This is a genomic window from Flavobacterium xizangense, from assembly GCF_054075145.1.
Genome location: NZ_JBSIPG010000002.1, coordinates 230654 through 245961, shown reverse-complemented (window position 1 = coordinate 245961; position 15308 = coordinate 230654). Strand labels below are relative to the sequence as shown.

The 15308-nt window shown below is 32.7% G+C and carries 12 protein-coding genes; 11 read left to right on the top strand and 1 reads right to left on the bottom strand.

Features of this window, described 5'->3' with window-relative positions; translation table 11 throughout:
• Positions 1 to 65 precede the first annotated feature (65 nt).
• From aspA to ACWA1B_RS06615, 6 genes are all read left to right on the top strand, one after another.
• Positions 66 to 1475 (top strand): aspartate ammonia-lyase, encoded by a 1410-nt coding sequence (gene aspA / locus ACWA1B_RS06640; RefSeq protein WP_456905279.1) that lies wholly within the window; start codon positions 66 to 68, stop codon positions 1473 to 1475.
• A 150-nt stretch (positions 1476 to 1625) separates the two neighbouring features.
• Positions 1626 to 2897 carry a BamA/TamA family outer membrane protein gene (locus tag ACWA1B_RS06635; RefSeq protein ID WP_456905277.1) on the top strand — a complete coding sequence of 424 codons (1272 nt, stop codon included), beginning with the start codon at positions 1626 to 1628 and terminating at the stop codon, positions 2895 to 2897.
• A gap of 122 nt (positions 2898 to 3019) precedes the next feature.
• Positions 3020 to 3694 carry a response regulator transcription factor gene (locus ACWA1B_RS06630; protein ID WP_456905275.1) on the top strand — a complete coding sequence of 225 codons (675 nt, stop codon included), beginning with the start codon at positions 3020 to 3022 and terminating at the stop codon, positions 3692 to 3694.
• 1 nt (position 3695) lies between these two features.
• A complete protein-coding gene (locus ACWA1B_RS06625) occupies positions 3696 to 5099 on the top strand; it encodes a HAMP domain-containing sensor histidine kinase (protein ID WP_456905273.1) in 1404 nt (467 codons plus the stop codon).
• Positions 5100 to 5176: 77 nt separating this feature from the next.
• Positions 5177 to 5899: a hypothetical protein gene (locus ACWA1B_RS06620; RefSeq protein ID WP_456905271.1), complete on the top strand. Its 723-nt coding sequence runs from the start codon at positions 5177 to 5179 to the stop codon at positions 5897 to 5899.
• Positions 5900 to 6000: 101 nt separating this feature from the next.
• On the top strand, positions 6001 to 6948 hold the full coding sequence (locus tag ACWA1B_RS06615) for a bestrophin family protein (protein WP_456905269.1): 948 nt from the start codon (positions 6001 to 6003) through the stop codon (positions 6946 to 6948).
• A 73-nt stretch (positions 6949 to 7021) separates the two neighbouring features.
• Here ACWA1B_RS06615 and ACWA1B_RS06610 read toward each other — a convergent pair whose 3' ends face one another.
• Positions 7022 to 8449: an aminotransferase-like domain-containing protein gene (locus ACWA1B_RS06610; protein WP_456905267.1), complete on the bottom strand. Its 1428-nt coding sequence runs from the start codon at positions 8447 to 8449 to the stop codon at positions 7022 to 7024.
• A 97-nt stretch (positions 8450 to 8546) separates the two neighbouring features.
• On the opposite strand from ACWA1B_RS06610, the gene ACWA1B_RS06605 reads away from it, so the two are divergent.
• From ACWA1B_RS06605 to ACWA1B_RS06585, 5 genes are all read left to right on the top strand, one after another.
• Positions 8547 to 9464 (top strand): EamA family transporter, encoded by a 918-nt coding sequence (locus ACWA1B_RS06605; RefSeq protein WP_456905265.1) that lies wholly within the window; start codon positions 8547 to 8549, stop codon positions 9462 to 9464.
• 287 nt (positions 9465 to 9751) lie between these two features.
• Positions 9752 to 10324, top strand: coding sequence for a Crp/Fnr family transcriptional regulator (locus tag ACWA1B_RS06600; RefSeq protein ID WP_456905263.1), 573 nt, complete (start codon positions 9752 to 9754; stop codon positions 10322 to 10324).
• Between the two features lie 60 nt (positions 10325 to 10384).
• A complete protein-coding gene (locus tag ACWA1B_RS06595) occupies positions 10385 to 11173 on the top strand; it encodes an SDR family NAD(P)-dependent oxidoreductase (RefSeq protein ID WP_456905261.1) in 789 nt (262 codons plus the stop codon).
• Positions 11174 to 11269: 96 nt separating this feature from the next.
• Positions 11270 to 13531, top strand: coding sequence for an acyl-CoA dehydrogenase family protein (locus ACWA1B_RS06590; protein WP_456905259.1), 2262 nt, complete (start codon positions 11270 to 11272; stop codon positions 13529 to 13531).
• Positions 13532 to 13708: 177 nt separating this feature from the next.
• On the top strand, positions 13709 to 15295 hold the full coding sequence (locus tag ACWA1B_RS06585) for a DUF6377 domain-containing protein (RefSeq protein ID WP_456905257.1): 1587 nt from the start codon (positions 13709 to 13711) through the stop codon (positions 15293 to 15295).
• Positions 15296 to 15308 lie beyond the last annotated feature (13 nt).

Genomic DNA, 15308 nt, shown 5'->3' with positions numbered 1-15308 from the left:
CTTTCGAGTAAAAATAATGTAGCTTTACACATATTTTTTTAAGCTAAAACATATCGATTTATTATATGGAATCAACAAGAAAAGAGCATGATTTTTTAGGAGAATTAGAAATTCCCAATCATTTATATTATGGAATTCAGACTTTTAGAGCGGTAGAAAACTTCAATATTACCGGAATTCCAATCTCAAAAGAACCATTATTTATAAAAGCATTAGGATATGTAAAAAAAGCTGCGGCATTGGCAAACAAAGATTGCAATGCAATTGATCCTAAAATTGCCGAAGCGATTTGCTATGGGAGTGATCAGGTTATTTCGGGTAAATTTGATAGAGAATTTGTAAGCGATTTAATTCAGGGCGGAGCAGGAACTTCTGTAAATATGAATGCCAATGAAGTTATTGCAAATATCGGATTGGAATATCTTGGTCACAAAAAAGGCGAATACAATTTTCTTCATCCAAACAATCATGTAAACTGTTCGCAGTCAACAAATGATGCTTATCCATCAGCATTCAGAATTGCTTTGTATTTAAAAATGGAAAGCTTTATTAAAACTTTAGCAGGTTTAGAAGTTGCTTTTGCCAAAAAAGGCGTGGAGTTCAAAGAAGTTTTAAAAATGGGAAGAACGCAGTTGCAAGATGCTGTTCCGATGACTTTAGGACAGGAATTTAAAGCTTATGCAACGACAATTGGAGAAGATATTCAACGTTTGAAAAATGCTCAGGAATTATTGTTAGAAATCAATATGGGCGCAACAGCCATTGGAACAAAAGTAAATGCTCCGGAAGGTTATCCTGAAATCTGTGTAAAATATTTGGCTGAGGAAGTCGGAATTCCGTTAACGCTTTCACCTGATTTAATTGAAGCTACAGTTGATACAGGCGCTTATGTTCAAATTATGGGAACTTTAAAACGTTCGGCGGTTAAGATTTCAAAAATTTGTAACGACTTAAGATTGTTAAGCTCTGGTCCAAGAACAGGATTAAACGAAATTAATCTTCCTGCACGCCAGCCAGGTTCGTCTATTATGCCAGGGAAAGTGAATCCGGTAATTCCGGAAGTTGTAAATCAAACTTGTTTTTATGTAATTGGTCAGGATTTAACGGTTACAATGGCGGCAGAAGCGGGACAATTACAATTGAATGTTATGGAACCGGTTATTGCTTTTGCAATGTTTACTTCGTTGGATTATCTTTCAAATGCGATTCAAACTTTAATTGATAAATGTATAAACGGTATTACAGCAAATGTGGATCATTGCTATAATATGGTAATGAACAGTATTGGAATAGTAACGCAATTAAACCCAATTATAGGCTATGAAGAAAGTGCTAGTATTGCCGGAGAAGCTTTAAAAACAAATAAAAGTGTACATCAGATTGCTGTTTTAGAAAGAAAGCTAATTACTCAGGAAAAGTGGGATGAAATCTATTCGCTAGAAAATTTGATCCATCCAAAATTTATCACAAAATAGATTTCTTATAAAAATTATTATCGCGAGCCGTCATTTATCTGACGGCTTTTTTTTATTTCAATTTTGTTGAGATGTTATCTTAAAATATTGAAAATAAGCTATATATTTACATGTGAATTGATTATTGCTTCAAAAAATTAAAACTTTCACATGGTAAAATTTTTAAAAAATAATTATTTTCAGCATAAATTTAAAATCTTATGGTTGCTCTTTTTTATTCAATTTAATTTGAATGCCCAAACCGAAATTGACAGCTCAAAGATTTGTCCTCCTAAAACAATATTAGAAATCTTCAAAAAAAAGGATTCTGTTTATGTTGTAAAGCCCATAAAAAATAGTTTTTTTCTAATAATTCCGGCAATTGGTTCTCAGCCTGCAACGGGATTTTTTTATGGCGCGGTGGCACAATATACTTTTAAAGGGAAAGAAAAAGCAGATAAGTATTCTATCGCAAATGTTGGAATAACGTATACCACAAAAAAACAATGGCTGGTAAATGTCAAAAACAATATTTTGCTCAAGAACAACAATATATTTTTAAGTGGCGATTATCGATTATACATATTTTCACAACCAAATTACGGTTTAGGAACTAATATTATTCCGCCTCGGCGAAATCAGGAACCCGGCTTCAGTATTGATTCTATTGCAGAGCCAATGGATTATAATTATTTCAAATTTCATCAGTCGGTTTCCTTTCAGGTTCGACCGAATTTTTATGTTGGTGGCGGTATTAATATCGATTGGTATTCCAGTATTGTTGATAAAGATCTTGATGTTGCAAACGGAAATTTGACTTATCACTATAATTACAGCCAACAATACGGATTTAATGATAAAGAATATTTTTTAAACGGAATGAGTCTTAACTTAGTTTATGATTCAAGAGACAATCAGGTAAATGCAAGTCACGGATGGTTTGCTAATATCAATTACCGTTTTAATCCAGTTTTGTTTGATAATCAGGAAGTAAGTAATGTTTTGTATGCTGAATATCGAAATTTTATTCCGGTTTCACAAAAAGATAAAAGGTATATTTTGGCACTTTGGACTTATGGGCAATTTGTCACGAAAGGAAAAGTACCTTATTTAAATTTACCTGCAATTGGTTGGGATCAACGCAGCCGAAGCGGGGAGGGCTATACACAAGGATTATTTAGAGGAACAAATTTAGTTTATCTGGCAACCGAATTTAGGTTTCCAATTACTTGTAACCAAATGTTGAGCGGTACCGTTTTTACAAATTTCGTTACCACAAGTAATCCAGAAACCAATACTAAGCTTTTTGAATATGTACAGCCGGCTTTTGGCTTTGGGCTTCGAATTTTAATTGACAAAGCAACAAGAACCAATCTTATCGCAGATTATGCCTGGGGAAATAATTCAAAAGGTTTTTATTTGAATGCAGGCGAAACTTTCTAATCGTTTTAAACTCTTGTTTTTAAATGTAAATAGTTATTGTTCATAATTAAATCATAATTTTTAACTATTCTGATTTACATTTTTAATGTCAATCCCTATTTTTGTTGTATATCCAAATTTAAATGAAGTTACTAATAGTCGAAGACGAACCAAATCTTTTATCGATTTTACGAAAAGGATTTGCGGAAAACAATAACGAAGTAAGTGTGGCACTCGATGGAAAAACGGCTATCGAAATGATTCACAATTACCATTTCGATGTTATCGTTTTAGATGTAATGCTTCCGGATATTAACGGAATCGAAATTTGCAGAAGACTTCGTGCCAGCAAAAATTTTGTACCAATTTTGCTTTTGACGGCCTTAGGAACTTCAGAAAACATTGTTACAGGACTAAATGCAGGTGCAGATGATTATCTTGTAAAGCCTTTTAAATTTGGTGAACTCGATGCCCGAGTAAATGCTTTGCATAGAAGAGCAAATCAGGATACAGAAAGAATCGATAAAATCATAATTGGTGATTTAGAAATTGACGGAAAAGCCAAATCTGTAAAAAGAGATGGAGAAGCAATTGTTTTGACCGCTAAAGAGTTTAAATTATTGTATTATTTAGCCAGAAATGCCGGCAGAATTGTTTCTCGTGATCAAATTCTAGATAATGTCTGGGATATTAATTTTGATATGAACACAAATGTTGTAGATGTTTATATCAATTATTTACGAAAGAAAATTGATAAACCTTATAAAACCAAACTGATTCACACTATGAAAGGTTTAGGTTATGTTATACAGCTATAAAATGGATATAAGAAAAAAAATTACGTTCAATTATGTAGCTTTATCGACCTTTAGTACGTTATTGTTATGTATTATAGTTTTTGTTTTATTTAGAGAAAATAACCGATATCACTTTTTAAAAAGATTGGAAGACCGTGCTAAAATTGTAGCTTCGATTCATTTTCAAAAAGATCCCGAAAAAATAAAATACTACAGCAATCTAAAAAAAAATGGACTGGAAGAACTTATCGAAGAAGAAGAATATGTTCTTAAAATAAACAGTGCCAATAGTTTTGATTACAATACAAAACTAAATTTACCCAACGAGTTTTATACCAACATTCTAAATACCGGAAAAGATTATTTTGAAGTCAACAGCAAGTATTATTTAGGTCAGATTTTTACAGAAAGCAATCAAAAATATATTGTTATTATTGGTGCAAGAGATCGAAGAGGAAAAACAACAAGTATTTATATTATAAAAATTTTACTTTTTGGCGGTATCGGATTTGTGCTTCTGGCTTTCTTTTTAGGACGTTTTTTAGCAAAAAGAGTTATTGATCCTGTAGCGAGAATTACAAAAGAAGTAAACCGAATCAGTGCGTCAAATCTTCATAACAGATTGCCTGAGGTCAAAAATTCAGATGAAATTTCAGATCTGACACATACTTTTAATGATATGCTCGATAGACTTGAAACTTCGTTTGAAATTCAGGCCAATTTCATAAATAATGCTTCACACGAATTAAAAACCCCGATTACGACTATTATTGCTGAGGCGGAAATTATGCTTTTGAAAGAAAGAGAAGTTTCAGAATATATTCAGTCTCTTGAAAATATTTACAGTCAAGCTTCGAGATTAGGAAATTTGACCGAAAGTTTATTAAAACTTACACAAACTGGCTACGACGGAAAAAAACAGGTTCTGGATATTGCCAGAATTGATGAGTTATTGATGGAAGTAAAATCGGATTTGGATAAAATTTTCCCAGACAACCGCGTAAGCATCAAACTTAATTTTGCGCCAGAAGATTCTAATTTACTTTTAATTCCGTGCAATAAACCACTTTTAGAATTGGCAATCAACAATATTATTACAAACGGTGTGAAATATTCGGATAATAATGAAGTATTTGTAACACTTTCTGCCAATAAAGAAGTAATTAAAATTGCTATTAATGACATAGGAATTGGGATTCCGCCAGAAGATATTCCGCATTTATATGAGCCTTTTTTCAGAGGAAAAATTGCAACTAAATATATTGGATATGGTTTGGGACTTCCTTTGGCATCTAAAATCATTCGCATGCACGATGGCGAAATTCAGGTACAGTCTGAACAAAATAAAGGAACAATCGTTACTATTATTTTCAACAAATCAAAAATCAAGAAAAACAACATTAAAAATTCTAATGTTGAATCTTAGAAAATTCTAATTTAAGATTAATATCCTTCTAATTTACAGGGAGTTATTTTGTACGTATAAACTAAAAGATTATACTTATGAAAAATATCCTTATACCGACTACTTTAAAAAATGATACAATTTGCGCAGTAAAATCTGCCGTAAATCAAAGCAAAGATTCGGCTTGTGAAATCATTTTATTGATGGTTGCCGAAACTCCGGATTCATTTTCTTCTTCATTTTATTTGCGTGAAATGAAAACAGGACTTACCATCAGTCAGGAAGAAGTTTTGGAAACTTGCAGATATATTGTAGAACATACGCCAAACTGCAAAATAAAAGTACACAATCAATACGGACTTTCATCTCCAATTTTCAAACGTGTTATTGAGCATTTCTCCGTAAAATTAGTTATTCTGACTAATTCTTATAAACAGGAAACAAAACGTATTCACCAATATTTGATTCAATTGGCCGGAAATCAAAAATGTCCAATTCTGCATTTAGGAAATGAGCGTTTAAAAGAAGATTTCACAAAAGCACTTTATATTGAAAATGGCAGAGCCAATATGCACGTAAAAGATGTACAGCAATTTTTGAATGAGAATTTCTCATATGAAATTGTAAGCCAGGCTTCTAAAATTGAAGATGATTACGAAAATCTTGCTCCGTATTTATCTGAAGCAATTTCGAAATATGAAATCGATTTGTTAGTTGAAACGCGAAAAGGCGAGAAAATCAAATTCAAAAAAAAGAAAAAAGAAAACATCAATGAAAAACTTGGACTTCCGGTTCTTTCATTGTACGAAGAGATGGCTTGATTTTTAAGCTTCTAAGTTTTCTAATTCGTAGATCTTAATGCCTTAGCATCTTAGTTCCTTAGAACCTTAAAAAAATATTAATTTAATTTAAAACCGAAAATATGTTATTAAAGAAAAGAATACCAATGAAGTATGTTCTCGGGAAAATTAAAGTAGAAATTGTACTTGTATTAGCTTACACGATTTTATTTGAGATTTTTCATTACTATTTCATCAATTTGCCTGTAGATATTCCTATTGCAATTCCAACAATGATTGGAACAATTATATCATTATTGTTGGCTTTTAAATCAAATCAGGCATATGACAGGTGGTGGGAAGCCAGAATTGTGTGGGGCGGAATTGTAAATGATTCCAGAACATTGATTCGTCAGGTTTTGACATTTTACAAAGACCCTGATTTTTCTCTTGAAGCAAGCGAGTTCAAGGAAAATTTTGCAAAAAGACAAATTGCTTGGTGTTATAGCTTGGGGCAAGCACTTCGAAATAAAGATGCCGTAAAACCGCTTGAAGGTTTGATGAGTGAAGAAGAAATAAAATATATTAAAAATCATCAAAACATACCAAATGCGATTTTAATGCTCCATGGACGCGACTTGCGAAATGCTAAAAATGATAAGCGATTCAATAGGTATCAACAAGTTGAAATTGATAATACGGTAACACGATTGTGTGACGGAATGGGTAAATGTGAAAGGATTAAAAATACCATTTTCCCAACGACTTACAGTATGTATATAAGATTGATGCTATGGTTGTTTATTATGTTATTACCATTTGGACTGACTAGTGTACTAAGCTGGTTTGCAATTCCACTAATCACGGCAATAGGAGCAGTGTTCTTTTTAATTGAAAGAATGGCGATTCATTTACAAGATCCATTCGAAAACAGAGCTACAGATACTCCAGTAACAGCAATTGCGAATACAATTGAAAAAAATATCAAGCAAATGCTGAATGAGTACCAAAGCGAATTTGATATTCTGAAAGAATTTGAGTTGAATGAAGAACCTAAAAAGGCTGAAAAAGATGCCTATTATGTTTTATAAAAAGCAATTGACTTAGTTTCTCAATTTGTTCCAGGCAGCGTTTTAATTAGTGGCGCTGTCTGGTTTTTTTATTTTAAAGTGAATATTGTTTAAGCAAATTCCCCAAAGTTTGAATTGATAAACGCAATTCATTTGTCCACGGAAGACCGAAACTCAAGCGCATACAATTTGAAAATTGATCTTGAAAAGAGAAAATTCTTCCCGGTGCAATGCTGATATTGTGTTTCATAGCCAAATGATAAAATGCCGCTGTATCTATTTTTTTATCCAGTTCTACCCATAGAAAAAAACCGCCTTGAGGCTGACTGACTTTTGTTCCAGTAGGAAAAGATTCCAAAACGGTATTGATATAATTATTGCAATTCCGATTTAAAATCTGGCGTATTTTTCGGAGGTGATTCTCATAGCGACCATTTTTCAGGAAATTACCAACAACTTCGTGCGTAATCGTAGTTGCAGAAATGGTGTGATACAATTTAGTTCGCAATATTTCTTTTTTAAATTTTCCGGGAGAAACCCAGCCAACACGATATCCCGGCGCCAATGTTTTAGAAACCGAACTGCAGCAAAGTACAATACCGCTTTCGTCATAGGTTTTACAGTTTGTAGGTCGGCTTGCGCCAAAGTACAAATCGCCGTGAATATCATCTTCAATTAATGGTACATTATAAAAATCCATTAAACGTACAATTTCTTTTTTATGTTCGTTTGGCATCATGCTTCCAGACGGATTACTGAAGTTGCTCATTAAAACACACGCTTTTACTTTGTTGGTTTTCAGTGTTTTTTTTACAGCTTCCAGTTCTATTCCGGTTGTCATATTGGTTGGAAGTTCCATTACATACAAACCTAAAGATCTGGCCAATTGCAGAATACCAAAATAAATCGGACTTTCAGTAATAATGGTATCGCCGGGTTTTGTCAGCGTTAACAAACAATCAGAAATGGCAGATATACAGCCGGGAGTTGTAATAATATCATCTTCAGTCAAAGAACCGCCCCACTTAAATGACCAACGCGCAATTTCTTTTCTCAGGTTGCTGTTTCCCTGAATTTCCTCATAACTTGTACCACTATTTGGCAATTGACGCATCGCCTGAACCATTCCTTTATTCAGTTTGGCAATTGGCAAAAGTTCATTTGAAGGAAAACCAAGCGAAAGCATCGTAACATATTTCACTCTCATATCTCCATAAACTAAATCAAGCAAATCTTCGCGATCGATATTTTCAACTTTTAAAATTGGCTTGCTCGCAGAAGGTTCAGCAATAACTCTGGCTGAAACATTACTCACATAATACCCAGACTGCGGACGCGATTCAATCAGTGATCTGCTCTCGACTTCATAATAGGCTTTGCTGACTGTACTCATGCTATAGCCAGTTTCCGCACACACTTCTCTTATCGATGGCAATTTGTCGCCAACATTTAAAAGACCAGATTTTATCTGCTTTTCAATAATATCTGCAAACTGTAAATACAAGTAATTGGAACTTTTCATAAAATAAACTGTTATGCTGCAATTTACAAAAACTGTATCTGTATTGCTATTTAATTTTTAAGAAATTTGTCTCAAAATAAAAGAAGAAATAGAAATCGTGAAAACAACAAAATATTATACTGCTGCGATTACCGCTTATACTGTCTGGGGATTTTTCAGTTTGGTTTTAAGACCAATTCATGATTATCAATCCTTGGATATATTATTTTTTCGAGTTTTCAGTTGCAGTATCTTAATGCTACTGATCTCTTTTCTTTTTAAAAGAAGCAAAATAAAAGAAACAGTGGGGAGTTTCAAAGCGCTTTCTTCTTCAGAAAAGAAGAAAGCAATTTTGCTTAACATTGGCGGAAGCTTTTTTCTAATGGCAAACTGGTTCACTTTTATTTATGTAATGAATCATGTGAGCGTTAAAGCGACTTCTTTAGCGTATTTGGTTTGTCCGATTTTAACAACTTTACTGGCTTATTTTTTATTGAAAGAAAAATTGGCTAAAACACAATGGCTTGCTGTAGGATTAAGTATTTTAGGTTGTTTGTTGCTGTCTTATGCAGATATCATGGATATGTTTTTCAGCATCATTATCGGATTGACGTATGCTTCTTATTTAGTAAGTCAGCGAATTAATAAAGGTTTTGATAAATTCATTGTATTAACATTTCATATTACTTTGGCAGCATTGGTTTTATTGCCTTTTTACCCAGCATACAGCGGACCAGTTCCAACAGAATTTAAATTTTATTTTTTCATTGAAACGATTGCAATTGCGTTTACAATTATTCCATTGTTTTTGAATTTATATGCTCTTTCAGGTCTTCCATCTTCAACTGTGGGAATGTTATTGAATATAAACCCAATGATTGCTTTTATGTTGGCTGCTTTTGTATTTAATGAACAAATTAGCACTTTGCAGATTGCAGCTTATAGTATAATTTTTATAGCTGTGTTAGTTTTTAATTCACATCATATTTTTGCTCTAAAACAAAAAAATATCCTGTCATCTAAAGATTCTCAATAAAGTAATTTTACATTTTTTATTGGTTTAAAAAGTAAAATTACGAGAATCTTAACAGGGTTTTAAAACAGGAATGATTATTTTTCATCCCTGTTTTTTTTATGCGATAAAATGAAATAAAAGGTCAGCCACGAATTACACGAATGATTTTCAATAAATGAATTTACAATTCGTGAATTGCTTCGCCTGTTCGCTATCGCTCGGGTCGTGGCTAATTTTTTGCACAAAGAAAATTAATTCTTTTAATCTGTGTAATCAGTATCAGACTATCAATTTAAATTAGATTTTTAATGCACGATAAACTATTAAATTTAGTTAGAGAAATTATTGAAATCGATGAAACTGATATCAAAATGATTCAAAGTTTTTTCGAGCCTATTTCTTTTGAAAAAGGTCAAATTTTAGAAATTGAAAACAAACCTGCTAAGTATTTATATTTTATAAATTCGGGCTTTATAAGAATCTTTTATAATGAAAATGGGGCTCGGGTTACAACCCATATTAATTGTCCTTCCGGATTTATTACTTCTTTTAATAGTTTTATAAACAGAACTGCTTCAAATGAGAATGTAGAATGTATAACATCTTGTGAAGTTTTGCGAATTACAAAAAGCGATTTTGATATTCTTTGCCGAAAAAGTCAAAAATGGGCTGATTTTGCTAAAATCGTTTATGAAAAATCTGTGATTTATAATGAACAGAGAACTAAAGACATTATTAATTTATCAGCGGAAGAGCGATATTTAAATCTATTGAAAAATAATTCTGATATAATTCAGAATGTACCACTTCAATATATTGCATCTTTTATTGGGATCAAACCCGAAAGTTTAAGCCGAATTAGAAGAAAACTAATTTCCTAACATAAGTCAAGTAGAATAGTTTAGTTATTGCTGAATTTTGTATCAGTAAAATAACTAAAAATGAAAACAATAAAAAATAAAACGGTGCTGATAACTGGTGCATCTTCAGGTATTGGTGAAGCTTTTGCTTACGAATTTGCAAAACAAGGATCTAATCTAATTCTAACAGCAAGATCAGAAGACAAATTGAATTTTTTGGCCAGCAAAATTTCTAAAGAATATAAAGTAAAAGTGAGTGTTTTTGGAGGTGATCTTCTTCAAAAAGAAACCCCATACAAATTGTATAATCAAATTAAAGAAGCTGGTTTATCTATTGATATTCTTATAAATAATGCTGGATTTGGGAAATGGACAAATTTTCTGGATGAAAGTATAGAACAGTATGAGGATATGATAGAAATAAACATTAATGCACTGCTGAAATTATGTCATTTGGTACTACCGGATATGATTAAAAAAGGAGAGGGAGGTATCATTAATGTTGCATCTACCGGAGCATTACAGCCTTGTCCGTATGTTGCTGCGTATTGTGCAAGCAAATCTTTTGTACTTGATTTTTCAGAAGCTTTATATGGCGAGTATAATAAAAAAGGTATAACTATAATGGCTCTTTGTCCTGGCAATACAACAACTGGATTTCAATCTGTTGCAAAAGCTTATACAAAAGGTATGGCAGCAGATAAGCCACAAGATGTTGCAAAACAAGGAATCAAAGCACTTCTGAAAAATAAAAGCTTTAAAATTGTTGGAACAATGAACTATATCCAATCGTTTTTGCCAAGATTCTTAACCAGAAAAGCAATGATTAATGTTGTAAGTGGTATGATGAACAGCAAGATAAACAGATAATTTGCATACTGCAATTTCAATAATATATTAAGAGAATCTTAACGAACTTTAAGCGAAATTTCTTTAATTTAACCAAAGTAAAAATTAAGATTCTCTATGAAAAATACCAAACTTCAAGCCTTTATTCCGTTATTTTATTTAGTGTGGTCTGATGATTTACTGACACAAAAAGAGTTTATTACTCTAAAAGAGTTTATCAATTCGCTGTCAGCATTAACTTCAGCCGAAAAAGAATTTCTTCTCTCAAAAGTGGATATTTCAAATCCGCCTTCGCGAAATGAACTCACGCAATGGAAATTAGACATTGAAAAAAGTATTCAGGATAGATCGTCTATAAAATCTATTTTAGACATTGCAAAAGCACTTTCGGGAAGCGATTTGGATTTAACGCCAATTGAATCTGATTTTAAAAAATTGGAAAATGATCTTGGAATTTTAGGCGAAGAAGCACTTCAAAATTTCAAAACAAAAGCCGATTCATTTACAGCAAATTCGCAGACATCTGAAAATTTTGATATTAATAAAATAACCGAATTATTAGACGGAAAAGAAGCTCCAATTATAAAAAGAGTAAAATCAATTATTTCCCGACCTGAATTTGCTTATGAAACTTCAACAGATATAAATGTTTTTCGTCAAACGGTTTATAATTGGTGTAAAATTTTAGCCGAAGAAAACTTAGGAAATATGGCTTATCCGAAGGAATATGGTGGAGGAGGCAATGTAGAGGATTATTTTGCAATTATGGAAACGCTGAGTTATCACGATTTGAGTTTGGTGATAAAATTTGGTGTTCAGTTTGGACTTTGGGGAATGAGCGTTCAGTCTCTTGGAACCGAAAAACATTATGCTAAATATTTAAAAGATATTGGCTCTCTGAAACTTCCCGGTTGTTTTGCCATGACCGAAACCCATCATGGATCAAATGTAAAAGGTTTAGAAACCACTGCGACTTATAATCATAACAATCAGACCTTTACGATTCATACACCAAATAAAAATGCACAAAAAGAATATATCGGAAACGCAGCTGTTCACGGCCAAATGGCAACTGTTTTTGCTAAATTAATTATCGACGATCACGATTATGGCGTAAATGCTTTTGTAGTGCCTTTGCGTGATCCAAATGGAAATGTTTTAAACGGCGTTACTATTGGTGATTGTGGTCATAAAATGGGTTTAAATGGCGTTGACAATGGAACAATCAGTTTTGATAACGTCGTAATTCCGAAGGATAATATGTTGGATCGTTTTGCTTCTGTAAATGAAAAAGGAGAATTCGAAAGTCCAATTCCGAGTGATAACCGTCGATTTTTTACAATGCTTGGAACTTTGGTAGGAGGAAGAATCGGAATTCCGCGTTCGGCTTTGGCGGCAGCCAAATCAGGTTTGACCATTGCCATTCGCTACAGCGATCAAAGAAGGCAATTTGGACCAGAAGGTGGATCAGAAGTTCCGATTTTAAATTACAGAATGCATCAACGAAGATTACTGCCGAATTTGGCTAAAACATACGCGGTTCATTTTGCACTTCAATACCTTACGAATAGATTTTTGAATAGAACAGAAGCCGAAATGCAGGAGATTGAAGCCTTGGCTGCCGGATTAAAATCATATTCAACCTGGAGCACAAGAGATATTTTACAGGAATGCCGTGAAGCATGTGGCGGAAAAGGGTATTTATCTGAAAACAGAATCGATGCTTTAAAAAATGATACTGAAATTTACACGACTTTTGAAGGAGATAATACCGTTTTAATGCAATTGGTAGCTAAAAACCGTTTGTCTGAATTCAGAAAATCTTTTGGAGAAATGGGATCGCTTGGCATCATCAATTATGTTTATGAAAATGCAAAAACGGCTTTGTCAGAAAAGAATCCAATCGCAACCAGAAGAACGGAAGAGGAACATTTGTTGGATGCCGAATTTCATCATCAAGCTTTTGTTCATAGAGAAAAAACAATATTAGCATCGGCGGCAAAACGTATCAAAAAATTAGTTGACGGAGGATTAGAAGCTTATGATGCCTTTAATGTCGTACAACATCAAATGATAGATGTGGCGCAGGCATATTTAGAACGTATTGTTTTAGAACAGTTTCAAGAAGCTTTGAAGACAATTTCAGATGAAAATTCAAAACAAATATTAACGAAATTATATCAGTTATTTGCGCTTTCGCAGATTGAAAAAAACAAAGCCTGGTATCTTGAAGACGGTTATATGGAAGCAGTTAAAACAAAAGCGATCCGTAAAATAGTAAATCAGTTATGCTGGGATATTCGCCCAGATGCTGTGGCTTTGGTAAATGCTTTTGATATTCCTGAAAGTTGTCTTTCAGCTCCAATAGCAGTAAAATAATAAAGTTTCCTGCCACGAGTTTACGAAGTAAATTCGCGGCAGATAAAAAAACTTAGCACCTTAGCACCTTAGAACCTTAGTATCTCATTATATTTGCTTTTCTAAAAACTATCGACCACCACATTGAAAAACCTTTTATTTTTTTGTGTTTTATTGCTTAGCTTTCCAATATTTGCTTTGGATAGCGAAGACATTATTTTGGATAAATTAAATGATGCTTTAAAAAATAAACAGCATTATGTAGAGCTTAAAGAAGAACGAATTTTAAACTTCAAAAGAATAAAATCGGAAAGCTTAACTCCAGAACAGGAATATAGTTACAATAAAACGTTGTATTTAGAATATCAGAAATTCAATTCGGATTCGGCTATTCGTTATGTAAAAAAGAATATCAAAATTGGCGAACAGCTTCAGGATAAAAATCTTCTCAATTTAGCACAATTAGAATTGGTTACGCTTTATTCTTCTTCAGGAAAATACCGCGAATCTGAAGCTATTTTAAAAAGTATCAATAAAAACAAACTGGCTTTAAGCTTATTGCCAAATTATTACATCGCCTATCGCGAATTTTTCGAACATTATGCTGCAAACAGTTACAATGACGAATATCGCCAGCAAATTGGAAAATATCGTGATTCGCTTTTATTGGTTTTAAAGCCTAATACTTTAGATTACAAAATCACTAAACTTACGCAGGATCTTTTTCATAAAAAATATAGCAACACGCAAAAAAAGCTGGAAAGCCTACTCAAAACTACAACCGAAGATAATCCGCAATATGCTATTATTACCTATCTCTTAGGAAAAATTAATGAAGCAACTCACAATCTGGAACTTCGAAAAAAATATTACGCACTTTCTGCAACGGCAGATCTAAAAAACGCGAATAAAGACAATGCTTCTTTGCAGGAATTAGCGTCAGTTTTTTATGAAATTGGCGATGTCGATATGGCTTATAAACTTACACAATCGGCAATTGAAGACGCGCTTTATTGTAATGTTCAATTTAGAACGCTCTTGATGTCTGAAGTTTATTCGATTATCAATACCGTTTATTTGGAGAAAGAAGCAAAACGAAAATCAGAATTGCAATTTTATTTGATGTGTATAAGCTTATTGTCTGTGTTCTTGATTGTTGCGATAATTTACGTTTACAAGCAAATGAAAAAGGTTTCGAGAATTAGGGGAGAACTTTATGAAACCAGTCAAAAATTAGCCGAATTAAACAAAGATATTACGCAAACAAACGAGCAACTTAAGGAAACAAATTCGCAATTATCTGAATCTAATCATGTTAAAGAAGAATATATAGCACACTTTTTCAGTCTTTGTTCGACTTATATCAATAAATTGGAAAACTATCGCATTATTCTAAATAAAAAAGCGACGGCAAAACAGTTTGATGAAATTTATAAAATATTAAAATCAACCACTTTGGTCGATAACGAACTTGAAGAGCTTTATAAAAACTTCGATATTATTTTTTTGAATCTTTATCCAACATTCGTAAAGGATTTTAATACGCTTTTAATTCCTGAAGAACAAATTGTATTAAAACAAGGCGAATTGTTAAATACCGAATTAAGAATCTTTGCTTTGATCCGACTCGGAATTACTGACAGTGTCAAGATCGCAGCTTTTCTTCGCTACTCTTTAAGTACAATTTACAATTACCGAACCAGAGCTCGAAATAAAGCTGCAGTTTCTCGAAATGATTTTGAAGAAATGGTGGCGAAAATTGGTTCAATGGCCTTGAAATCATAAAGAAATATTTTAA